Here is a 23791-nt window from a genome sequence, read left to right as displayed (position 1 = left end):
GGTGAAGCGATGACGGCGACGCTCGAGGTCAGCGATCTCAGGAAGCAGTTTGCGATCGGCCGCCCGGCGATCGACGGCGTCAGCTTTGCCGTGCCGGCAGGCGAGATCGTGGTGCTGCTCGGGCCGTCCGGCTGCGGCAAGACCACGACGTTGCGCTGCGTCGCCGGGCTCGAGCATCCAACCGGCGGCGAGATCAGCATTTCCGGGCGGGTGGTGTCGTCGCCGGCGCGCGGCATCCTTGTGCCGCCGCGCGCGCGCAACCTCGGCATGGTGTTCCAGTCCTATGCGGTGTGGCCGCATATGACTGTGCGGCAGAACGTGATCTATCCGCTGAAGCATCGGAAGATCGGGCGTGCTGACGCCGGGCGCATGGTCGAGGAGGCGCTGGCGCTGGTCGGACTGTCCGAGTATGCCGACCGGCCGGTGGTTGCGCTGTCGGGAGGCCAGATGCAGCGCGTCGCGCTCGCGCGCAGCATGGTGTACCGACCGCAACTTCTGCTGCTCGACGAGCCGCTGTCGAACCTCGATGCGAAATTGCGCCTGCGGCTGCGCGACGACCTCCGCGTCATTCTCAAGCAGACCGGGATGACCGCGCTCTATGTCACCCATGATCAGGCCGAGGCGGTCGTGCTCGGCGACCGGATCGGCGTGATGCGCGACGGCAAGCTGTTGCAAATGGACACGCCCGACATGATCTACAACCACCCGGCCGATCTGTTCGTCGCCAATTTCACCGGCGCGACCAACGAGCTCGCGGGCACGCTGGTCGCCTGCAACGACCGCTACGGCATGGTCGATTTCGGCGACGGCAGGCAAGGGGAGGTCGCCCTATGCCAGACGCTGAAACCCGACGAGAAGGTCCGCGTCGCGCTGCGGCCCGAGAATATCGCGATCGGCCGCCCCGATGGCGCCAACACGTTCTCGGCAAAGGTGCTGGACCGTCGCTATCAGGGCACCCAGACCGCCTACGGCATCGAGCTGTTCGGCAAACGGCTGGAGGCCATCGAGCTCGGCACCGCCGCGCGCCATCAGGTCGGCGTCGAGGCACAGGTCGCGCTGCCGCGTGAATGCCTGTGGGCCTATCGCGACAACGGGCCGGCATCGCATGACTAATGGCGCCCCGGTCGGATGGAGTTAACGCATCCTGAATGCGCTGAAGTCGATTCAATTTTAGCGACCTGGACCCCGGTACTTTTACGTCCTTCCGGTATGCTGCCGGTCGTATCGGGGGAGACCATGCCGTTCGGGAGATTCAAGTCTGGCGCTGCATCGATCTCCGATGCCGTCTATCTGGAGGTTATCGGCAATCTTTACGGGACCACGGTTCCGATCCTGATTGCAGGCGGTTGCCTGGCGATTGTCGGCGCGATCTCGGTCAGCGCGACCGGGGACCGCCTCTCCGCGGCACCGACGATCGTTGGCGTTGTCGTCGCTGTCGTACGGTTGCTCGGCGTGCTTGCATTCCGGACCGAAACGCGTCGCAGGCCGCTGCTTGATCGGGCCGAGGCCGCCGTCTGGGAATGGCGTTACGCGGTCGGTAGCGTCGCCACCGCCCTGATCATCGGGTTATTGGCCGGCCGGAGCCTGTTCGTCGGCGACGCCATCTGCCTAGTGATGGCGGTCGGCATCGCCTTTGGCTTCAGCGCGGGGACCGTCGCGCGGCTGTCGTTGCGGCCGGTGGTGGCGATCCTGGATTTCGCGGCGGTGGGTCTGCCTGCGGTCGTTGCGAGCTTCATGAAAGCATCGGATGTGCCGCATATCGCGCTGGGCGTCATGTTCCTGGTCTTCATCGTCGCGGGCGTCGAGATGGTTCGCCTGTCCTACGACAATACGCTGAACCAGATGTCGCTGAAGCGGAAGTTCGAACAGCTTGCGCGTCTCGACCCCATGACCGGCCTGCTCAACCGGTCGGTGCTTGCCACCGACCTTGCCGAGATCATCGTAGAACGCGGCAGCGCGATGGTCGCGGTCCATGCCATCGACCTCGATCATTTCAAAGCCGCCAATGACCGCTTTGGTCATCCGGTCGGCGATGCCCTGCTGCGGCAGGTGGCGGCAAGATTGTCGTCGCTTGCCGGCCGATCCGATCTCGTGATCCGCATGGGCGGCGACGAATTCATTCTGCTGCAGGGGGCGCCGCAGTCCCGCGGCGATGCCGAAGCCATGGCGCAGCGGATATACGAGATGGTCAGCGCGCCCTATCGGGTCGGCGATCATGAGATCGTCATCGGGGCCAGCATCGGCATTGCCCTGTCGCCGGACCACGGCAGGACCGTCGAGGCGCTGCTGTCCCGGTCCGACGCGGCGCTGTATCGGGCGAAGGAGCGTCGCGGCGGCTACGTCTTCGCGGCCGAGCCGGCACGCGCGAATGGCGATCGCAGCCGCCAGCGCGCCGCCTGACGTCGCCGAAGGCCAGGCGCATTCGGATCATCGCGGAATGATGCAAACCAGGATCTATTGCAGCGCCATTCCCGCGGTCTTGATCACGGTCGTCAGCTTTTGCTGGTCGGCCTTCATCAGTTCGGCAAGTTCATCGAGCGACATCGGCTTGCCCGGAATGTTGGCGAGCGACAGCTGGCGCTGCACGTCGGGGTTCTGCAATGCCTTGTTGATGGCCGCATTGATCTTGGCACGCAGCGGCGCCGGCGTCGCCGCCGGCACGTAGATGCCGTACCAGGGCACGTAGGCAGCTTCCGCGAACCCGGCTTCCGCGATGGTCGGGACATCGGGCAGGTCGGGCACGCGCCTGTCGGTGAAGACCGCGAGCGGCTTGACGCTGCCGGCCTTGATGTGCGGCAGCGCAAGCTCGAGCGAGACGATCTCGAAATGCATCAGGTTCGTCATCAGGTCGATCAGGGCCTGCGGCTGGCCCTTGTAACCGACATTGGTCAGCTTGATGCCCGCCACCTGAAACAGCTTCTGTGCGCTAAGGTCGATCGATGAGCCCGTGCCGGGATTGCCGAAGTTGAACTGTCCGGGCTGCTTGCGGGCCAGTTCGACGAACTCGCCGATGGTCTTCGCCGGCATCGACGGATGCACCAGCGCTACGCTCTGATTCCAGACCGCAAGGCCGACGCACCGAAAATCCTTTGCCGCGTTCCAGCCGGCATCCTTGTAGAGGTCCGGGTTGACCAGCAGCGCCGGGCCGGTGACGATCCAGGTGTAGCCATCCGCCTCGCTGCGTGCGACCGCCGATGTGCCGATATTGCTGTTGCCGCCGGGCCGCGCCTCCACCACGACGGTCTGCTTCCAGTCGCGGCCGACCTGCTCGGTCACCGCGCGCGCGACGATGTCGACGATGCCGCCAGCAGGGTAGGGCACGATGATGTGGATCGGCCGGCTCGGATAATTGTCCTGCGCCCAAGCCGCCGTGCTGCCGGATGCCGCCGCGATCATGGCCGCAAGCAAGGCCATGGCGGTTGTGATGCCGCGCATCTCTCCCTCCCGATGTCTCCCGCATCGTTGGTGCGATGCGTCTTGTTGGGCATGATCTTATCGGAAAACCGCTTCACACTTTTCCGGATCATGCCTCTAGCTATTGGCCACCAGCGAGCGGATGCTGCGGGCGAGCCCGAGGATGCGCGGCCCGCATTCGCGCTCGATCTGCTCGGCGCTGAAGCGGAACGAGGGGATGCCGCAATTGACCGACAGGCATTCGCCGGTGGGCGTGCGATAGAGCGGCGCGGCGACGCCGAAAATCTCGCGCCGCCATTCGCCGAGCGAGACCGCGAAGCCGCGCTCGTTGCAGAGCGCGATGTCCGGCAGCGTGCGCCGTTCGACATAGTCGAGCTCTTCGGGGCGTTCGGCCTTCACGCGGGCGACATAGGCGTCAAGTTCGTCCTTGGTGAACAGCGACAGCAGCGCGCGCCCGACCGCGGTCGGCGCCAGCGAGGAGACAAAGCCGACATCAGGCACGTGCGGCACCGCGTCGGTCGTGCGCAGCGTTTCGACATAGATGAAGTCGAGCCCGAACGGCATCGCGATCGACACCGTGCCGCCGGTGTAGGCGGCGAAGTCACGCATCAGGGGGCGCGCGAGCTGGCGGACCTTCAGCGACGACAGCACCGGATAGGCCGCCGCGAGCACGCCGAGCCCGAGCACGAAGCGGCCCTTGGCGTCGCGCCTGAGATAGCCGAGCTGCTCCAGCGTGTAGGTCAGGCGCGAGACCGTCGGCCGCGACAGGCCGGTGTGCTCGGCCAGCTCGGCATTCGAGAGCGGACCTGTGTGGTTGCGGAAGGCGGCCAACACATCGAGCCCATGCGCCAGGGTGGTCGCAAAGGAGGGATCCGCTTGGGGTTCGAGCGAGGACAATGCCGCCATGCGAAATAATGGTCTTAAATGCTCTGGAATGTCAATATATCGAAATGGATTTGCAAATCGTTTCGATATAGCCTTATCTTCCGGCCAAAAGGACGGGAGGCGGCATGGATTTCGATCTGTCCGAACAGTCGGAGCAGTGGCGACAAAATCTATCGGCCTTCTTCGATAAGGAGGTGCTGCCGCGCCACCGCGCCTGGCTCGACCACGTCCGCGAGCACAGCGACACGCCGCCGTTCATGGCCGAGCTGCAGCAGAAGGCGCGCGCGGCGGGCCTGTGGAATCTCGGCCTGCCCGAGCTCGCCACCGATGAGCCGGGCACGCGTCTCTCCAATCTCGACTACGCGCCGCTGGCGGAGATCATGGGGCGGCTGTTCTGGGCGCCGGAGGTGTTCAACTGCCAGGCGCCCGATGTGCCGAACATGATCGCGTTGCAGGCCTGCGCGACGCCGGAGCAGAAGCAGCGCTGGCTGCATCCGCTGCTCAACGCCGAGACCCGCTCCGCCTTCGGCATGACCGAGCCCGATGTCGCTTCGTCCGATGCCACCAACATCGCAACGCGGATGGTCCGCGACGGCGATCACTACATCATCAACGGCCGGAAGTGGTTCATCACCGGTGCCGCGCATCCGCGCTGCAGCTTCCTGATCGTGATGGGTGTGACCGATGCCGGCGCCGAGCGCACCAGCCGGCATTCCTGCATTATCGTGCCGATGGATGCACCGGGCGTGCGGCTGGTGCGGCGGCTGCGCTGGATGGGCTGCGAAGATCATACAGCCCCGATCGGCGAGCTGGTGTTCGACAATGTCCGGGTGCCTGCGGAGAATCTGCTCGGCGCCGAAGGCGAGGGTTTCAAGGTCGCGCAGACCCGGCTCGGGCCGGCGCGTATCCACCATTGCATGCGCTCGATCGGGCTTTGCGAGCTGCTGATCGAGCTGATGATGGCGCGCGCCGCGGAGCGCAGCGCGTTCGGCCGCACGGTGATCCAGTACGATACCGTGCAACGCTGGATCGCCGAAGCCCGCGTCGAGCTGGAGCAGGCGCGGTTACTTGCCTGGCGCTGCGCCTGGCGGCTGGATCGGGCCGGCCATCACGGCGCCTGGCGCGACGTCTCGCTGATCAAGGTCGCGGTGCCCGCGATGCTGCAGAAGATCGCCGACCGCGCGATGCAGGTGTTCGGCGCGATGGGCGGCTCCGACGACACGCCGATCCACCAGGCGCTGGCGTGGGGGCGGCTGCTGCGGATCGGCGACGGGCCGGACGAGGTGCATCTGCGGCAGATCTTCCGGATGGAGCCGATGCCGGAATGGTCGATCGCCAGCTCGCCCTATCTTGCTGCACATCCCGCCTGAGCGGCGCTACAGTGTCCACCGAATTTCCTGAAAGAGGCGCTTTCCGATGACGATGACCGAGCAAGCCCGCGACGCAAAACCCTCCGCGATCGATAAGGAGCTGCTGCGCCTGAAATATCAGGAGGAGCGCAACAAGCGGCTGCGTCCCGACGGCAATGACCAGTATCTCCAGATCAAGGGCCAGCTCGCGCACTATCTCGACGATCCCTACACGCCGGTCGCAGAGCGTGCGCCGAAGACCGATCACGTCACCTTCGCCTTCATCGGCGGCGGCTTTGCCGGGCTCGCCACCGCGGCGCGGCTGACCGAGGCCGGTGTCAAGGATGTCCGCATTGTCGAGAAGGGCGGCGATTTCGGCGGCACCTGGTACTGGAACCGATATCCCGGCGCACAATGCGACACGGCCTCGATGGTCTACATGCCGCTCTTGGAAGAGACCGGCCACATGCCGTCGGAGAAATACGCGCACGCGCCCGAAATCCTCGCGCATTGCCAGCGGATCGGCCGGCAGTTCAATCTCTACGACAATGCGCTGTTTCACACCGAGGTGACGAGCCTCGATTGGGATGCGGCGCAATCGCGCTGGATCGTCCGCACCACCAGGGGCGACGTTTTCACCGCGCAGTATGTCGGCATCGGCACTGGGCCGCTGCATGTGCCGAAGCTGCCCGGCATTCCCGGCATCGATCGCTTCAAGGGCCACTCGTTCCACACCAGCCGCTGGGATTACGATTACACCGGCGGCGATCCCAAGGGCGCACCGATGACGAAGCTTGCCGACAAGCGCGTCGGGATCATCGGCACCGGCGCAACGTCGGTGCAGTGCATTCCGTACCTCGCGCGCGCCTGCAAGGAGTTCTACGTGTTCCAGCGCACGCCATCGTCGGTCGACGTGCGCGGCAACGGCCCGATCGATCCCGACTGGTTTGCCGATATCGCGACGCCGGGCTGGCAACAACGCTGGCTGGAGAATTTCACCGCCAACCAGGCCGGCGGATCGGCCGAGGAAGATCTGGTGCAGGACGGCTGGACCGATCTGTCGAAGCGGATCCGCGCCAAGGTCATGCTGCTGCCGCGCGAGCAGAGGACCCTGGAGAACATGCGGGCTGCCTTCGAGGATTCCGACTTCGAAAAGATGGAGGAAATCCGCAACCGGGTCGACACCATCGTCGGCGACCGCGAGACGGCCAAGAACCTCAAGGCCTGGTACGGCCAGCTCTGCAAGCGGCCATGTTTCCACGACGCCTATCTTCAGGCCTTCAACACGCCGGGCACGCATCTGGTCGATACCGACGGCAAGGGCGTCGAGGAGATCACCGAGAACGGGATCGTCGTCGCGGGCAAGGAATACGCGCTCGACTGCATCATCTACGCGTCGGGATTCGAGGTCGGGACCGAATACCGCAGGCGCGCGGGCTTCGATCTGACCGGCCGCGACGGCATCAAGCTGTCGGAGCATTGGGCCGAGGGCATGCGCACCAAGCACGGCATCCACGTGCATGGCTTTCCGAACGTCTTCTTCGTGCAGCCGACGCAGGGCGCCAATCTGATCTCCAACGTGCCGCACAATCTGACCGAAGCGGCGCGCACCATCGCCTTGATGGTCGGCCATGCCAAAGATAACGGCTTCAAGGAGATCGAAGTCAGCAAAGAGGCTGAGGATCGCTGGGTCGAGCTGCTGTTGACCAGCGTCGGCCGGATGATCGGCGGACCCGATTGCACACCCGGCTACTACAACAACGAGGGCCGCGAGCCGGGTCCAGCTGCCAAGCTCAATGTCGGCCATCCCTCGGGCGCGTTGGCCTACTTCAAATACATCGACGGCTGGCGCAACAGCGGCCAGTTCGAAGGCGTGCAATTCCGCTGAGTGAAGCGCGATCGAGACCGATTTCCGCCAGTCAAGGGAGTGCTTGAGGATGACCCAGACAACCGCCGCCGAAATGTCGCACGGACTTCCGAAGCCAGCCTCCGCGTCCGTCATCGCGCAACACGAGGCGACGCTGAAGGCGTTGCCGTTCGCCGACACCAGGGATTTCGACGACGCCGCGCGCGGCTTCCTCGGCACCATCGAGAACGCGCGCGTCTCCTCGGCCCAGGGCAGGGTGGTCTGGAGCCTTGAGCCTTACGGCTTCCTCACCGACGAGAAGGCGCCTGCGACCGTCGATCCGAGCCTGTGGCGGCAGTCGCGGCTCAATATGCATCACGGCCTGTACGAGGTGGTGCCGGGCGTCTACCAGGTGCGCGGGCTCGACATCGCCAACATGACGCTGATCGAGGGCGACAAGGGCGTCACCGTGGTCGACACGCTGACCTCGATCGAGGGCGCACGCGCCGCGATGGAGCTGTACTTCCAGCATCGCGGCAAACGGCCGGTCGCCGCCGTGATCTTCACCCACACCCACACCGATCATTGGGGCGGTGCGCGCGGCGTGCTCGACGACGACATGCTGGCGGCGGGCGTGCCGATTATCGCGCCGAACTTCTTCATGGAGCACGCGGTCTCCGAGAACATCATCGCGGGTCCGGCAATGCTGCGCCGCGCGCAGTACCAGTTCGGGCCGTTCCTCGCCAAGGGCGTCCGCGGCCAGGTCGATTGCGGCCTCGGCAAGACCATGGCGGCGGGCGGCGTGGCGCTGCTGCGGCCGACCGATTTGATCATCGCGACCGGCGATACGCGCATCATCGACGGCGTCGCGCTCGAATTCCAGATGGCGCCGAACAGCGAGGCGCCGGCGGAGATGCATTTCTTCATCCCGCGCTACAAGCTGCTGAACCTCGCCGAGAACTGCACGCATAATTTCCACAATCTGCTGCCGTTCCGCGGCGCCGATGTGCGCGATGCGCTGGCCTGGTCGAAATATCTCGGCGAGGCGCTGCAGATGTGGGGCGGCAAGGCGGAAGCGATGTGCGGCCAGCATCATTGGCCGGTGTGGGGGCGGGAGCGGATCGACACCATGATCCGGCAGCAGCGCGATCTCTACAAATACGCGCATGACCAGACCATCCGGCTGATGAACCACGGGCTCAACGCAGCCGAGATTGCCGAGACGATCCGGCTGCCCTCGAGCCTCGAAGGCGCCTGGCACGGCCGCGGCTACTACGGCCACATCAGGCACAACGTGAAGGCGATCTACCAAAAATATCTCGGCTGGTACGACGCCAATCCGGTCAATCTCGATTCCTTGCCGCCGGTCGAGGCCGGGAAGAAGTATGTCGAGTATATGGGCGGCGCCGACGCGATCCTGAAGCGCGCCGCGGCCGATTTCGCCAAGGGTGAATTCCGCTTCGTGGCGCAGGCCGTCAGCCATCTGGTGTTCGCCGAACCGGATAATCAGGCGGCCCGCGCATTGCTGGCCGATACGTTCGAGCAGCTCGGCTACGCCGCGGAAAGCTCGACCTGGCGCAACGCCTATCTGTTCGGTGCGCAGGAGCTGCGGCAGGGCATGCCGAAGGCGCCGCCGCGCTCGCCGATGCCGCGCGAGACGCTGGCTGCGCTGCGCACCGAGCAGCTCTGGGACGTGCTCGGCATCCGCCTCAACGGCCCCCAGGCCGAAGGCAAGCGCATCGTGCTGAACTGGAGTTTTACGGATACGGGCGAGACGTTTGTGCTCAACCTCGAGAATTCAGCGCTGACCTACGTCAAAGGCGCGCAGGCAGAAGATGCGCACGCCAGTTTTACGCTGGCGCGCAGCGTGCTGGACGAGGCGATCGCCAAGCTGACCACGTTCCCGGAGGCGGTTGGCGCCGGCAAGATCAAGGCGGCGGGTGATCCGTCGCGGCTCGATGAGTTGATGGCGCTGATGGACGAATTCCCGCGGATGTTCGAGATCGTCGAGCCGAAGCGGACGGTGGTGACTTAGGGCCGCACACTAAAAACGTCGACCGTCACCCTGAGGAGCGCAAAGCGCGTCTCGAAGGGTCGACGGCCCGGCTGGTGGCCGTGCATCCTTCGAGACGCGCGCAAGAGCGCGCTCCTCAGGATGACGGGTCGATAAATGCGCGCTCAAATCCCCAGATACGCCGCCTGCACCTGCTTGTTGTTGGCGAGCTCGGCGCTGGTGCCCTGCATGATCACGTTGCCGCTTTCCAGCACATAGGCGCGCTGCACCAGCGACAGCGCGCGGCTGACATTCTGCTCGACCAGCAGGATCGCCGTGCCCATCTTGTGGATCTCGCCGATCTTCTCGAAGGTCACGTCGGTCATCACGGGTGCCAGGCCGAGCGAAGGCTCGTCCAGCATGAGCAGGCGCGGCTTCAGCATCAGGCCGCGGCCGACCGCGAGCATCTGCTGCTCGCCGCCGCTCATCGTGCCGGCGAGCTGTTTCTTGCGGTCGGCGAGCCGCGGGAAGATGCTGTAGACCAGCTCCATTGTGCGCGCGCGGTCCGCCTTGGCTTTGGGCGTATAGGCGCCGATCTCGAGGTTTTCCTGCACCGTCATTTCCGGGAACACCTGGCGTCCCTCCGGGACATGCGCGATGCCGAGCTCGGGGATCCGGTAGGGCGGCAGGGTTGCGAGATCGACGCCATCGAACGTCACCTTGCCGGCGAACAGTTTGACGAGGCCGGAGACGGCGCGCAGCGTCGTGCTCTTGCCGGCGCCGTTGGCGCCGAGCAGGCCGACGGCTTCGCCCTCGCCGATCGAGATGCTGACGTCGGTGATGGCGGGGACCGAGCCGTAGCTGGCGCTGACGCGGGAGAGCTCAAGCATGGGCGTCTCCCTGCGCCGGCGGGTGCACGTAGGAGCCGAGATAGGCGCGGATCACTTCCGGATTCTCCACGATCTCCTTCGGCGCGCCCTCGGCGATCTTCTGGCCGTGGTCGAGCACCACGATGTGGCGCGCCACCGCCATGATCGCGCGCATCACGTGCTCGACGATCACGATGGTCAGGCCGCTGGCGGAAAGCTTCTTCACCAGCGCGACTGCCTGGTCGATCTCGGCCGGGTTGAGCCCGGCCATCACCTCGTCGAGCAGCAGGATCTTCGGCTGCGTTGCCAGCGCGCGCGCCATCTCCAGCCGGCGCTGGTCGATTGTGGTGAGGTCCTTGGCCGGCGTCTGCTCCTTGGCGCCGAGGCCGACGAACTCGATCGCCTCCAGCGCCTTGTTGCGTGCGGCAGCGACATGCCGGTCGCGCAGGAAGGCCCCGGTCATCACATTGGCCAGCACCGTCATCGCGCCGAATGGCTTTGCCACCTGGAAGGTGCGGGCAAGGCCGAGGGCGCAGACGTCATGCGGCTTGAGGCCCACGACCTCCTGACCGAAGGCGAGCACCGAGCCGGAGTCCGGCCGGTGAAATCCCGTGATCAAATGAAAGCTCGTGGTCTTGCCGGCGCCGTTCGGCCCGATCAGCGCGACCGTCTCGTTCTCCTGCACCGTGAAGCTGACGTCCTGCACCGCGCGCAGGCCGCCGAAGCGCTTGCTGAGACCCTTGATGACCAGTGCTTCTGCCATCGCAACGACCTCAGGCGCGCGCCGGCTTGCGCCGGATGGTGCGGTGATAGACGTCGGTCGCGAATCCGATCAGCCCGGTCGGCCGCCACAGGATCACGGCCATCAGGATCAGGCTGTAGACCGTGAGCTGGATGCCGCCCACCGAGCTGCCGAGCCAGCTCTGCAGCAGTGCCGAGGTGGTTTCCAGCAGCACGGTGCCGATCACCGGACCCCACAGCGTGCCGATGCCGCCGACGATCGACACCAGCGCCGCTTCGATCGAGACGCTGAAGGAGAACGCGGTCGCGGGATCGATGAAGTAGATGTACTGGGTGTAGAAGGTGCCGGCGAGCGCGGTCAGGAACGCGCTGATCATGTAGATGTCGCGCTTGACCTTCGGCGCGTTGACGCCGATCGCCTCGGCCGCGTCCTCGTCCTCGCCGATCGCGACGAGGTAGTAGCCGATCCAGGACTTTTCGATCAGGTGGGTGATCCAGAGGCCGATGACGAGCAGCCCGAGCACGACATAGTAATAGGACGACTTCTCCTCGAACTGCATCATCAGCGGCGCGCTGCCGAGGTTCGGGATCGTGGTGCCTTCGGCACCCCAGGCGAAGTCGCGGAACTTCAGGAAGATCAGCATCAGCACCTGGGCGGTCGCGATGGTCGCGATGGTGAAGTAGGGTCCGCGCAGGCGGAAGCAGAGCCAGCCGATCGGCAGGCTTGCGAGCATCGCCACCACGCCGCCCGCGATCATCCCGATCCAGGGCGAGATGCCGTAGTTCACCTGCATGATGGTCGAGGTGTAGGCGCCGAGCCCGAAATAGGCGGCGTGCCCGAGCGACAGCTGCTTGGCATAGCCGCCCATCAGGTTCCAGGCGACGCCGATGAATGAGAACAGCAGAATGCGGATGAAGATGTCGATCGCAAACGACGAGGTCACGAGCTGGGGCAGGGCGATCATGACGACGGCACCGACCGCCAGCCACAGCCATTTCATGTTGCCTGACTTTTGCATCAGCGGCCCCTCCTGGCACCGAGGCCGCTCGGCCTGAAGGCGAGCGTCAGCAGCAGCAGCGCGAACACCACGATCAGGCCGGAATCGGCGCCGACGAACTGGATGCCGAGCGATTCCGCCACGCCCATCATCAGGCTTGCGACCAGCGCGCCCATCACATTGCCGAGCGTGCCCATCACGACCGCGACGAATGCCATCAGCACGAACACCTGGCCGACGAATGGATAGGCCGAATAGAACGGCATCAGCAGCGAGCCGGCCGCACCGGCGAGCGCCAGCGCAGTGCCGAACGCAACCGCGAACACCCGGTTGGGATTGATCCCCATCAGCATCGCGACGTCGCGGTTCTGCGACGCTGCGCGCATCGCGCGGCCGAGGTCGGTGGTGTGCAGGAAGACCCAGAGCAGGCCGCTCAGCGCCATCGCGACCGCAAAGGCGATCAGTTTTGCCACCGGGATGTAGAGCCCGCCGATGTGGAACGCTTCATCCGAATAGGACGTATGGACCGTACGGTAATTCGCGGTGAAGAGCATCAGCGAGAGATTGAGCAGCAACAGCGACAGCGCGAAGGTCAGGAAGATCTGCGGCATGTCGTTCGGCCCAAGCACCCTGCGGATCAGGAAGTGCTGGATCAGGACGCCGGCGAGGAACAGAACCGGCATCGAGACCACGAGCGAGACCAGCGGATCGACGCCGAACTGGGTGGCGAGGAAGAACGAGATATACATCCCGATCATCACGAACTCGCCCTGGGCGAAATTGACGATCTTGACCACGCCGAAGATCAGCGTGACGCCGATGCTGACAAGCGCGTAGATGCCGCCGATGAGCAGGCCGTTGATCACGGCCTGGGCCAGTGTCTCCCACATGCGATACGACCGCTGCTCAGGTCTTGATCAGCGGGGCGCGGGCGTCTTCCTTGGGGAAGATGCTGGCGAGGTCGGCGTTCTGCCACTGCACGCCGACAGGACGGCCATAGACGTTCTTGCCGTCAGGGCCGAACTTCACCTTGCCGCCCGGCGCCATCGCGGCGTAGCCCGAGGAGACGTCCAGCGTCGAGAGCGCCTCGCGGACCTTCTTGGGATCGGCGGAGGCCGCGCGCTCCAGCGCGTCGGCCAGCATGAAGGTCTGTGCGACCAGGCCGCCGGCATATTCGAACGCGAATTCGCCGGTGCGCTTCTTGAACTCGACGTTGACCTTCTGCGCATCGTCGCTGACATCGTGGTTCCAGTGCGCGACGCCTTGCAGGCCTTCGGCGGCCTTGCCGACATTCTTGTAGAAGTCCGGCATCACGAAGCCGCCGGAGCCGCCATTGATCGCGATGTTGAGCCCGACCTGCTTCACGGTGCGCACGATCAGGATGAGGTCGTTGAGATAGGACAGCGAGAACAGCGTGTTGGCGCCGGAGGCCTTGACCTTGTTGATCAGCGGGCTCGCATCGGTGAAGCCGGCCGAGTAGGGCTCGAACATCACGATCTCGACGCCTTCGCCCGGCGCCAGCTCCTTCAGCCCGTTCGAGGTCGAGGTGCCGAACGCGGTGTTCTCGAAGATGACGGCGACCTTGGCCTGCTCGCTGACCAGCTTGGCCATCTGCAACTGCGCCTTGGCGAATTGCGAGGCGCGTGCGAATGGCGTGAAGGTGTAGGTGCGGCCCTTGTTGAGCTGGTCCGAGCTCGATCCGGTGATGATCGGAACCTTGGCGCGCTCGCAGACCTCGCTCGCGATCAAGGTCAGCGCGCTGGCGTAGCAGCCATGGATCGCCGACAGCTTGTTGCCTGATATCAGGCGGTCGGTCTCGGTGCGCGTCACCGTGGTGTCGCTCTGCACGTCCGAGACGATCAGGTTGAGCTTGGCGCCGCCGAGCGACTTGATGCCGCCGGCCTCGTTGACCATGTCGACCGCAAGCTTGGCCGCGGCGACGCAGCCAGTGCCGATCTGCGCCATGCTGCCGGTGGTCGGATAGAGCGCGCCGATATTGATCGGGTCGGCGGCCCAGCCCCGCAGTGGAACGGCGCCGAACGCGCCGGCAGCGAGCACGCCGCCGGTTTTGACCAGGAATTTGCGGCGGTTCAGCTTGTTCTGCGAGGCTTTGGCCGGCGCGGCATTATTAATGGCCGACGGCTTGCGGTCCCCTGTCATGGCGTTCCCCCTGCGCGACCGCGGCACGGTTGCCCCGTCCGCTCGCTTATTATTTTTTGCTCAAGCAGGAAGCATAAGAGCACGTAATTCGGCAATCGCAAAGGCGATATCGGCCAAGCGCATGGGGAAAGCTGTCACGACTGGTGCGTTGCAGCAATCGCGCGGCGCGCGCAGTCGGATGGCGTCGCTGCGTGGGAGTTGCTGCCGGTTACGACGGTATTATTGACAATCGAATGACCCGACGGACCGGCACGGTGGTGCCGGCCGGCCCGCCGGATCATTCGATCGGCCGCTGCAACTCCTACTCCGCGCTCGACACCAGCTTGAAGCGCGGCTTGGCTTCCGTCAGGCCGCGATAGGCGGCGAGATAGTCCAGCGCCATCCGGCGCGCGGTGAAGCGGGTCTCGAACTGCTTGCGGATCGCGTCGCGATTGAGCGTCGCAAGGCGGCCGACGGAGGAGATAGCGCTGATCTCGTCCTCGACGATGAAGCCGGTCAGGCCATCCTCGATGATCTCGGGCACCGAGCCGCGGTTATAGGCGATGACCGGCGTGCCGCAGGCCATGGCTTCGATCATCACGAGGCCGAACGGCTCGGGCCAATCGATCGGAACCAGGAGCCCGATCGCGCCGCTGAGAAAATCCGGTTTCTCGCGGTCGCTGATCTCGCCGATGAACTCGACCAGCGGATTGCTCGTGATCAAAGGCTTGATCAGCTCGTCATAATATTCCTGGTCGGCGCGATCGACCTTGGCCGCGATCTTTAGCGGAATGCCGCAGCGGGTTGCGATCTTGATCGCGCGATCGACTCCTTTCTCCGGCGCGATGCGCCCGAGCACGGCGAGATAGGATGGCTTGACCGGTTGCGGCGTCAGCAAATTTTCGGGCAGGCCGTGATGGATGGTGCGCACCCAATGCGCCTGCGGCACCGGCCGCCGCTGCGCGTTGGAGATCGAGATCACCGGGATCTTGGAGAAGGTGTTGAAGACGGGCTGGTGTTCCGGCAGGTCGAGCCGGCCGTGCAGCGTGGTGACAAACGGCGTCGGCTGCCGCGCGAACAACGACCACGGGTAATAGTCGAGATGGAAGTGCAGGAAGTCGAATTCATCGTCGTCGGCTTTCTGCCGCACGCGTTCCAGCATCACCATGTGCAGCGCATTGGGATCGCGGACGGAGCCGTCGAGGCGCAGTGCCTTCGGCCAGGTCGCATCGAGCTTCGCGGAGGTCTGTGAATCGCCACTGGCGAACAACGTCACGTCATGTCCAAGTGTTACAAGTTCTTCGGTCAGCCAGTGCACGACCCGTTCGGTGCCGCCGTAGAGTTTCGGGGGAACAGCCTCCGTCAGCGGGGCAACCTGCGCGATGCGCATTTCTCCGTCTCCTGTTTTGTAGTGGGATGAACCAGACCCCTCAGCCCTGTGATGGCACTGACATGCCGAAGACGGGAACGTTCTCGCACGTGCGAGGTTCCTTATGGGTGGGTGAATTCCCGCTTCTTTCTTCCATCACACTGTGGTCTTGCTGATGCCATCACGCTCCAACACGTTTTTGCCGACGCCAGCGTTGCAAAATTGTCGCGCAGTGATGGCTGCATCAAGGAATCCCGCCGCTGCTCTTCACGTCATCGTGCACGAGAGTTTCGACTAAAAATTTCTCGTTCACCCTCAACAGGTTTTGCAGGACGTCATGGACCATCTGTCAGGCTATGCGCATCGCCCCTTTCCCTTCGTGCTGCGCTATCTGCGCCGAAGGCTCCCGTCGCATGTCGTCATTCTGTCGGCGGTCGTTGCGGCGGTTGCCTGCTCGGTAGGCACGCAATACGGCGTGAAGAATCTGGTCGACGCCTTGTCGGCGGGGCCGTCGGCCGCGAATGGCGTATGGCTGGCATTCGCTCTGCTCATGTCGCTGATCGCCGCCGACAACTTCATGTGGCGGATCGCGAGCTGGACCGCGAGCTACACCTTTGTCAGCGTCACCGGCGACCTTCGCCGCGACATGTTCCGCCATCTCACCGGCCACGCGCCGAGCTATTTCACGGACCGGCTGCCGGGCATGCTGACGAGCCGGATCACGGCGACGTCGAACGCGGTGTTCACGGTCGAGAACATGTTCGTATGGAACGTGTTGCCGCCTTGCATCGCGACCTTCGCGGCGATCACCCTGGTTGGAACCGTCAGCGCGACAATGTCAGCGGTGCTGATCCTGATCGCGGGAACCATGGTGGCGATCATGTTCCGCTTGGCGGCCGCCGGCAGGCCGCTACATGACGACTTCGCCAACAGGGCCGCCGCCGTCGACGGCGAAATGGTCGATGTCATCAACAATTTGCCGCTGGTGCGTGCGTTCTGCGGCCTCGGCTACGAGCACGACCGCTTCGACGCGACCGTCAATCGGGAACTCGTCGCGCGCGGCCGTTCCCTGCGCTATCTCGAGAAGCTTCGCCTTTTTCACGCCGGCGTGACCGTGATCCTGACGATCGCGATGCTGGCTTGGGCTCTCTCGCTCTGGCAGCAGGGCGCGGCGACCACCGGCGACGTCGTGCTGGTCTGTACGCTCGGCATCTCGATCCTCAGCGCCACCCGCGATCTCGCCGTTGCGCTGGTCGACGTCACCCAGCATGTCGCCCGTCTCACCGAGGCGCTGGCGACGCTGCTGCAGCCGCACGAGCTGAAGGACCATCCAGAAGCCGAGGCGCTGGTGAAGAGCGGCGCGGCGATCGCCTTCAACAACGTCGGGTTCCGCTATCCGGGCGGCCTTCAGGTGTTCGAGCGCTTCAGCCTGCGGATCCAGCCCGGCCAGCGCGTCGGCCTGGTCGGCCAGTCCGGCGGCGGCAAGTCAACATTGTTTACCCTTCTGCAGCGCTTCTACGACGTCGAGCAGGGCAACATCACGGTCGACGGCCAGGACATCTCCCGCGTCACCCAGCAGAGCCTGCGCGCGGCGATCTCGGTGGTGCCGCAGGACATCTCATTGTTCCATCGTTCCATCATGGAGAACATCCGCTATGGCCGGCCGGATGCCACAGACGACGAGGTGCTGCGGGCGGCGATCGCGGCGCGCTGCGATTTCATCGAAACCTTGCCCGAGGGCATGAACACCATCGTCGGCGATCGCGGCGTCAAGGTCTCCGGCGGCCAGCGCCAGCGGATCGCGATCGCGCGCGCCTTCCTGAAGGACGCGCCGATCCTGCTGCTCGACGAAGCCACCGCGGCGCTCGATGCGGATTCCGAGGAGGCGATCCGCGAGGCGTTGTCGCGGCTGATGCGCGGGCGTACGGTGGTGGCGATCGCGCACCGCCTCGCGACGCTGCGCAGCTTCGACCGCGTGCTCGTGCTGCAGGGCGGCCGCATCGTCGAGGACGGTCCGCCCGATATCCTCGTGAAGGGAAGGGGCCCCTACCGCGACCTGGTCGCGCGCGAAATGGGCCGCCTCTCCACCAGCGCGGCCTGACCCCGCGTCATCAGGCCTGTTGCGTTCCGGTGCGTTCGTTCGAGTCAGGAAAACGGCCAATCAAAGTCGCCAGAGGTTCAGATGGCAGCTGACGTCGTTACGCAGATCATCACTGCTCGCATCACTGAGCACGTCGCCGAATCGCCGTTCTACATTCCGATGACCGGGCCCGCGGCGCGGCCGCGGCGCTCGCTCAAGCATGACGACACCTTCATCGTGCTCGACAGCCATGGCGATATCGGCGCATCGGCCGGCGGGCCGGACGGCCTGTTCAACGCCGACACGCGCTACCTCGCGCGGCTGGAAATGGTGCTGGAGAACGTGCAGCCGCTGCTGCTCGGCTCCAACATGCGCGACGACAATTCGGCGCTGACGGTCGACCTCACCAATTCCGATGTCTATCGTGACGACCGTCTGACCCTGCAGAAGGACACGCTGCACATCGTGCGCTCGATCTTCCTGTGGCGCGGCACCGCCTATCAGCGCATCGGCTTGCAAAATCACGGCGAGCATGCCGCGAGCTTCGATCTCACGCTGCTGTTCGACAATGATTTCGCCGATCTGTTCGAGGTGCGTGGCGAGCGCCGGCCGCGGCGTGGCATCGGCTCGAGCAAGCTATTGGGCCCGACCGACGTCGTGCTCGAATATTGCGGCCTCGACGAACAGTCGCGGATCACCGCGCTGCATTTCGATCCGCGGCCGACGCGGCTGTCGGTCAATGCGGCAACCTACCATTTCGAGCTCGAGCCCGGGCACGTCACCTCGCTGTTCGTCGCGGTCTCCTGCAACAAGCCGATCATGCAGAAGCCGGTGCCGTTCTTCCGCGGGCTGCTGGCGCACCGCCGCGAGATGCGAATTTCGTCGGCCGGCGCGGCCAGCATCGAGACCTCGAACAACATCTTCAACGAGGTGCTGTGCCAGGCGATGGCCGACCTCAACATGCTGATGACAGAGACGCCGCAGGGCCGTTACCCCTATGCCGGCATTCCCTGGTATTCGACGACATTCGGCCGCGACGGGCTGATCACCGCGCTGCAGATGCTGTGGCTCGATCCGCGGATCGCCAAGGGCGTGCTGAAGCGGCTCGCGCTGTTTCAGGCCAAGACGGTCGATCCGCTGGCCGATGCCGCGCCGGGCAAGATCCTGCACGAGATGCGCGGCGGCGAGATGGCCGCGCTTCGCGAGGTGCCGTTCGCGCATTATTACGGCAGCGTCGATTCGACCCCGCTGTTCGTGCTGCTCGCCGGGCTCTACCTGGAGCGCACCGGCGATATGGAGACGCTGCGCGAGCTGTGGCCGGCGGTCGAGGCCGGCTTGCAATGGATCGACGGCCCGGGTGATCCCGACCGCGACGGTTTCGTCGAATACCAGCGCGCGACCGAGGATGGCTTGCGGAACCAGGGCTGGAAGGATTCCTTCGACGCCATCTTCCATGCCGACGGAACGCTCGCCGAAGGCAATATCGCGCTGGCGGAAGTGCAGGGCTATGTGTTCGCGGGCAAGCAGCTTGCCGCGCGCGCGGCGCGCAAGCTCGGCTTTGTGGACAAGGCCGCAAATCTGGAAGCCGAGGCCGAGCGGCTGCGCGAGCGCTTCGAAGAGGCGTTCTGGTGCGAGGAGCTCGGTACCTATGCGCTTGCGCTCGACGGCGCCAAGCGGCAATGCAAGGTGCGCACGTCCAATGCCGGACAAACCTTGTTTTCCGGCATGGTGCGCGAGGACCGCGCGCGACGGGTCGCGGCCGATTTGATGAGCCAGAAATTCTTCTCGGGCTGGGGCATCCGCACCGTTGCCGCGGGCGAAGCGCGCTACAATCCGATGTCCTATCACGACGGTTCGATCTGGCCGCATGACAATGCGCTGATCGCGCTCGGATTTGCCCGCTACGGCCTCAAGCATTCGGTCGCGCATCTGTTCAAGGGCCTGTTCGACGCCGCGAGCTATATGGAGCTGCGGCGGCTGCCGGAGCTGTTCTGCGGCTTCCGCCGCGAGCGCCGGCGCGGCCCGGTGCTTTATCCCGTCGCCTGCGCGCCGCAGGCCTGGGCGAGCGCGACGCCGTTCACGCTGCTGGAGGCGGCGCTAGGAATCGAGTTCGACACCACACGCGGCGAGATCCGCCTGCGCGATCCGCGACTGCCGGAATTCCTCAACGACGTGGTGCTGCGCAACCTCAGGCTTGGCGCTTCCAGCGTCGATCTGAGGCTGCGCCGCCACGGCGACGAAGTGTCACTCGAAGTGTTGCGCACGCGCGGCCAGATCCAGGTGTCGATCGTGCTGACGCATTGAGCGTCGTCGCACGGCACGCGCGCGCCAGGATATCGTGGGGAGAGCTACATGCGTCCGAGGTTCATGGTTATGCTGGTCGCAGCCGCGCTGCTGACATTCGCTGGTGTCCGCGCCGCCGACGATGAGACGCCGACGGCAGCCCAGGCGCCGCCAGCGGCTCCTGTCGTACCGAAGGAGCAGGCCAAAGAGCCGTCGAAGGAGCCTTCGCCGCCGCCGTCGGTGACCGTGATCGGCGCGCGCGATGCGCACGGCATTCTCGGGCGCGATGTGCGCAGCTCCGCCAATGAGGACATGGGCCGCATCGTCGACGTCATCGTCGACCGCGACGGCAAGGTCCGCGCCGCCGTGATCGATTTCGGCGGGTTCCTCGGCGTCGGCAGCCGCAAGATCGTGGTCGATTGGAACGCCCTGCGTTTCGCCGGCGTTTCCAGCAAGAGCGACAGCATCACGCTGGACCTGAACAAGCAGCAGGTGAGCGCTGCGCCGGAATACAAGGAAGATACGCCGCTGATCGTGCTGGGCGCGGCCGGCAGTCTCCATCCATGGGATTACGAACATTAGGGGGCTCGAGCTGGTCGCGCGTCCGAACTCTTCCTTCGAGACGGTTGGCGACGGTCGTGGCGAGCGATCAGCCGGCGGCACCAAAATTGTGCCGCGTGTCCCCGATCAGTCCAGTCCTGAGGAATCGCGCACGCCGTCGCGCGAAAGCCAGCGCGGGCTCGACTGGTTCATCTTCTTTCTGGCCGACGTGCAGACCGGCTTCGGCCCGTTCATCGCCGTCTATCTGACGACGCAGAAATGGACCCAGGTCGAGATCGGCTTCGTGCTTTCGATCGGCGGTATCATCGGCCTGCTTGGCCAGATGCCCGGTGGAGCGATCGTCGATGCGGCGCGCTCGGAGCGGGTGGTGGCCGGCTGTGCGGTGGCCGCGATCGGCGCCAGCGCGCTCGCCTATGCGCTTTGGCCGATCTTTCCCGTGGTGACGCTCGCCGCGACATTGCACGCGCTCGCAAGCTGCGTGCTCGGTCCGGCGATCGCCGCGATCAGCCTCGGGCTGGTCGGACCGCTTGCGATCGGCGAGCGGCTCGGCCGCAACGCGCGCTTCGCCTCGCTCGGCAGCGGCTCGGCCGCGGCGCTGATGGGCGCCTGCGGCTATTTCCTGTCGAGCCGCTCGGTGTTCCTCGTCACCTTCATCCTGGTGATCCCGACCCTGTTGTCGCTGGTGCGGATCCGCGAGCGCGAGATCGACATCGCCCAGGCCCATGGTGAGGTGAAGCGCGAGGTTCCGGACAAGCGCGCCACCAGCGTCGTCGGCCTGGTGCGGCAGCGGTCGCTGCTGATCTTTGCCGGCGCGATGATGCTGTTCCAGCTCGCCAATGCCGCGATGCTGCCGCTGATGGCCGGCGTGGTCACCACGCGGTCGAGCCAATGGGCGCCGGTCCTGATCGCCGCCTGCATCATTGTGCCGCAGGCGATCGTCGCGTTGTGCTCGCCCTCGGTCGGCCGCAAGGCCCAGGCCTGGGGCCGCCGGCCGCTGCTCCTGATCGCGTTCGCCTCGCTGGTGATCCGCGGCCTGCTGTTCGCGACCGTGCGCGATCCCTATCTGCTGGTTGCGGTGCAGATCTTCGACGGCATCACCGCGGCGATCTTCAGCGTGATGGTGCCGCTGATCGTGGCCGACGTCGCGTTCGGCAGCGGCCATTTCAACCTGGCGCAGGGCATTGTCGGTACCGCGGTCGGCATCGGCGCCTCGCTCAGCACGGTGCTGGCGGGCTATGTCAGCGACAAGCTCGGCAGCAGCACGGCCTTCATGGGCCTCGCCGGCGTCGCCGCGCTCGGGCTGTTCGTGATCTGGCTGGTGATGCCGGAGACGCGGCGGACGGCATGACGGGTGCGCGGCCGCGGCGCCATGGGCCGCTACCTTCCAGACAAGGGATACCGGCGACGATGGGGCGGTTTGGCCGTGCCGCACCCTTCCTCATGCACGCGCTGTCATATATGAGTGATTTGCTGCTGGAACGAGCCGATGCTCCCCCGGATTAATCAATCCAAAATCGCGATCTGGTACGGATCGACGCAGCGCGAGCAGGCATTTCGACCGAGGAATGGCATGGTAAATCGAACGACGACGGCGCAGACCACCGGAGCGATGCGGCGTTGGGGGCATCCCGCCTTTGTGACCTTTGCGACGATGGTCACATTTGCGGCGCTGACCGGCGGCGCCGCCGCGAAGCAGCAGCGTCCCGAGCCAACCGTCGAGGCGACGGCGCCACGCACCGCGGGCGAGCCGATCATGGCGATCGTGTCGATCAAGGCCCAGAAGGTCACGTTCTACGACGCCGACGGCTGGATCTACCGCGCGCCGGTGTCGAGCGGCGTCAAGGGACGCGAGACGCCGGCCGGCGTCTTTGCGCTTCTCGAGAAGGACAAGGACCACCACTCGACGCTCTATGACGACGCCTGGATGCCGAACATGCAGCGCATCACCTGGAACGGCGTCGCGCTGCATGGCGGGCCGCTGCCGGGATATGCGGCCTCGCATGGCTGCGTGCGGATGCCCTACGACTTTGCCGAGAAGCTGTTCGACAAGACGCGGATCGGGATGCGGGTGATCATCGCGCCGAACGATCCGGCGCCGGTCGATTTTACCCACCCGGCGCTGTTCGTGCCGAATGCGCAGGCCATCGCGGCTGCTCCGGCGCGCGCCCAGACGCTTGCTCGCGAGGCCGCGGATGCCGCCAAGGCGGCCGACGAAGCCAAGAAGGCCTCCACAGCCGCGACCAAGGAAGCCGCGCTGTTCACGCCTGCGTCACTGCGCAAGCTGGAAAAGGCCAAGACCCGTGCCGACGCCGAGCTGGCGTTCGCCGACAAGACGCTCGCCAATGCCAAGACCGACCAGACTAGGGCGCGCGCCGAGGATCTGAAGCAGAAGGCCGCCGTCAGGGCCGCGGAAGCGACCACGCAGTTCGAAGCGGCCCAGGGCGACGCCAAGCCGAAGCTCGACGCCGCGGCAGCCGCAAAGGACGCCGCCAAGGCGGCCGAGACCAAGAAGGCCGACACCGCGAAGGCGGCGACCGAGGCGAAGCTCGCGCTCGAGCCGGTCTCGGTCTACATCAGCCGCGCGACGCAGAAGCTCTACGTCCGCCGCAACACCCACAAGCCGTGGGCTGATGGCGGCGAGGTGTTCGATTCAAGCATCGAGGTTCCCGTCACGATCCGCGATCCGGACAAGCCGATCGGCACGCATATCTTCACGGCGATGGCGCGTAACGACACCGGCCTGCGTTGGACCGAGGTGACGATCGACGAGGGCGACAACGCCAAGGACGCGCTCGACCGCATCACCATCCCGCAGGTCGTGCTGGATCGCATTGCGCCGACCGTGGTGGCACGCTCGTCCATCATCGTCTCGGACGAGCCGCTGAGCAGCGAGACCAACTACCGCACCGAATTCGTCGCCGTGCTGAGCAACCAGCCGCAGGGCGGTTTCATCACGCGCAAGCCTACCCGGCCCATGGCGCCCGACGACATGGTTGCGAGCAATGAGGACGGTTTCGGCTTCTTCTATCAGCGCAGCTGGAATCCCCAATCCGGCACCCAGTACGGCGTGCCCCAGTACGGCAGCCGCCAATACAGCAATCCGCAGTACGGCAATCCTCAGATTTATGGCAACCCTCAAGCCGCCAATCCGCGCCGGCGCGGCGGCCAGCCCTATTGGCAATCGCAGCAGGACTGGTAGCAGGGCGCTGCCGGCGTAGGACGCCAGCCGAGGAATCCGACTAACCCTGTGTGCATTGGACGGCG

The 23791-nt window shown here is 65.3% G+C and carries 18 protein-coding genes; 10 read left to right on the top strand and 8 right to left on the bottom strand.

What is annotated here, in order from left to right:
* Positions 1-9 precede the first annotated feature (9 nt).
* Both K359_RS0103915 and K359_RS0103910 read left to right on the top strand, forming a co-directional pair.
* Positions 10-1113: an ABC transporter ATP-binding protein gene (locus K359_RS0103915; protein ID WP_029078182.1), complete on the top strand. Its 1104-nt coding sequence runs from the start codon at positions 10-12 to the stop codon at positions 1111-1113.
* Positions 1114-1236: 123 nt separating this feature from the next.
* Positions 1237-2400, top strand: coding sequence for a GGDEF domain-containing protein (locus K359_RS0103910; RefSeq protein WP_029078181.1), 1164 nt, complete (start codon positions 1237-1239; stop codon positions 2398-2400).
* Between the two features lie 54 nt (positions 2401-2454).
* On the opposite strand, the gene K359_RS50995 is transcribed toward K359_RS0103910, so the two are convergent.
* Both K359_RS50995 and K359_RS0103900 read right to left on the bottom strand, forming a co-directional pair.
* Complete coding sequence (locus K359_RS50995; RefSeq protein WP_051345966.1) at positions 2455-3435, bottom strand: tripartite tricarboxylate transporter substrate binding protein; 981 nt, start codon at positions 3433-3435, stop codon at positions 2455-2457.
* A gap of 96 nt (positions 3436-3531) precedes the next feature.
* Entirely contained in the window at positions 3532-4320 is a 789-nt protein-coding gene (locus K359_RS0103900; protein ID WP_029078180.1) for an IclR family transcriptional regulator, read from the bottom strand.
* Positions 4321-4424: 104 nt separating this feature from the next.
* On the opposite strand from K359_RS0103900, the gene K359_RS0103895 reads away from it, so the two are divergent.
* From K359_RS0103895 to K359_RS0103885, 3 genes are read left to right on the top strand one after another with little or no spacing between them, the layout of a single operon-like run.
* Positions 4425-5669 (top strand): acyl-CoA dehydrogenase family protein, encoded by a 1245-nt coding sequence (locus tag K359_RS0103895; protein ID WP_029078179.1) that lies wholly within the window; start codon positions 4425-4427, stop codon positions 5667-5669.
* A gap of 46 nt (positions 5670-5715) precedes the next feature.
* A complete protein-coding gene (locus K359_RS0103890) occupies positions 5716-7536 on the top strand; it encodes an NAD(P)/FAD-dependent oxidoreductase (RefSeq protein WP_029078178.1) in 1821 nt (606 codons plus the stop codon).
* A gap of 49 nt (positions 7537-7585) precedes the next feature.
* A complete protein-coding gene (locus K359_RS0103885) occupies positions 7586-9529 on the top strand; it encodes an alkyl/aryl-sulfatase (protein WP_029078177.1) in 1944 nt (647 codons plus the stop codon).
* A gap of 143 nt (positions 9530-9672) precedes the next feature.
* Here the strand turns inward: K359_RS0103885 and K359_RS0103880 are convergent, their stop codons facing one another.
* The 6 genes from K359_RS0103880 to K359_RS0103855 form a co-directional block, all read right to left on the bottom strand.
* A complete protein-coding gene (locus K359_RS0103880; protein WP_029078176.1) occupies positions 9673-10377 on the bottom strand; it encodes an ABC transporter ATP-binding protein in 705 nt (234 codons plus the stop codon).
* Positions 10370-11119, bottom strand: a complete 750-nt coding sequence (locus K359_RS0103875) for an ABC transporter ATP-binding protein (RefSeq protein WP_029078175.1) — start codon at positions 11117-11119, stop codon at positions 10370-10372. Before K359_RS0103875 ends, K359_RS0103880 begins: the two co-directional genes overlap by 8 nt.
* Before the next feature lie 10 nt (positions 11120-11129).
* Positions 11130-12116, bottom strand: a complete 987-nt coding sequence (locus K359_RS0103870; RefSeq protein WP_029078174.1) for a branched-chain amino acid ABC transporter permease — start codon at positions 12114-12116, stop codon at positions 11130-11132.
* The gene (locus K359_RS0103865) at positions 12116-12985 is read right to left on the bottom strand and encodes a branched-chain amino acid ABC transporter permease (RefSeq protein ID WP_029078173.1); all 870 of its coding nucleotides are present in this window, start codon (positions 12983-12985) and stop codon (positions 12116-12118) included. The genes K359_RS0103870 and K359_RS0103865 overlap by 1 nt, the downstream gene beginning before the upstream one ends.
* 16 nt (positions 12986-13001) lie before the next feature.
* Positions 13002-14255, bottom strand: a complete 1254-nt coding sequence (locus tag K359_RS0103860) for an ABC transporter substrate-binding protein (protein ID WP_029078172.1) — start codon at positions 14253-14255, stop codon at positions 13002-13004.
* A 301-nt stretch (positions 14256-14556) separates the two neighbouring features.
* Positions 14557-15624: a glycosyltransferase family 4 protein gene (locus tag K359_RS0103855; protein ID WP_029078171.1), complete on the bottom strand. Its 1068-nt coding sequence runs from the start codon at positions 15622-15624 to the stop codon at positions 14557-14559.
* A 316-nt stretch (positions 15625-15940) separates the two neighbouring features.
* On the opposite strand from K359_RS0103855, the gene K359_RS0103850 reads away from it, so the two are divergent.
* The 5 genes from K359_RS0103850 (at position 15941) to K359_RS0103830 (ending at position 23726) form a co-directional block, all read left to right on the top strand.
* On the top strand, positions 15941-17704 hold the full coding sequence (locus K359_RS0103850; protein WP_029078170.1) for an ABC transporter ATP-binding protein: 1764 nt from the start codon (positions 15941-15943) through the stop codon (positions 17702-17704).
* Between the two features lie 81 nt (positions 17705-17785).
* Entirely contained in the window at positions 17786-19987 is a 2202-nt protein-coding gene (locus K359_RS0103845) for an amylo-alpha-1,6-glucosidase (RefSeq protein WP_029078169.1), read from the top strand.
* 48 nt (positions 19988-20035) lie between these two features.
* The gene (locus tag K359_RS0103840) at positions 20036-20548 is read left to right on the top strand and encodes a PRC-barrel domain-containing protein (RefSeq protein WP_029078168.1); all 513 of its coding nucleotides are present in this window, start codon (positions 20036-20038) and stop codon (positions 20546-20548) included.
* Between the two features lie 88 nt (positions 20549-20636).
* Positions 20637-21875 carry an MFS transporter gene (locus K359_RS50990; RefSeq protein ID WP_035975997.1) on the top strand — a complete coding sequence of 413 codons (1239 nt, stop codon included), beginning with the start codon at positions 20637-20639 and terminating at the stop codon, positions 21873-21875.
* A gap of 222 nt (positions 21876-22097) precedes the next feature.
* Positions 22098-23726: a L,D-transpeptidase gene (locus K359_RS0103830; RefSeq protein ID WP_029078167.1), complete on the top strand. Its 1629-nt coding sequence runs from the start codon at positions 22098-22100 to the stop codon at positions 23724-23726.
* Positions 23727-23791 lie beyond the last annotated feature (65 nt).

The organism is Bradyrhizobium sp. th-b2 (assembly GCF_000426785.1).
Classification (GTDB): Bacteria; Pseudomonadota; Alphaproteobacteria; order Rhizobiales; family Xanthobacteraceae; genus Bradyrhizobium; species Bradyrhizobium septentrionale.
The sequence above is the reverse complement of the archived record's forward strand: the minus strand, read 5'-3'. Positions and strand labels throughout refer to the sequence as shown.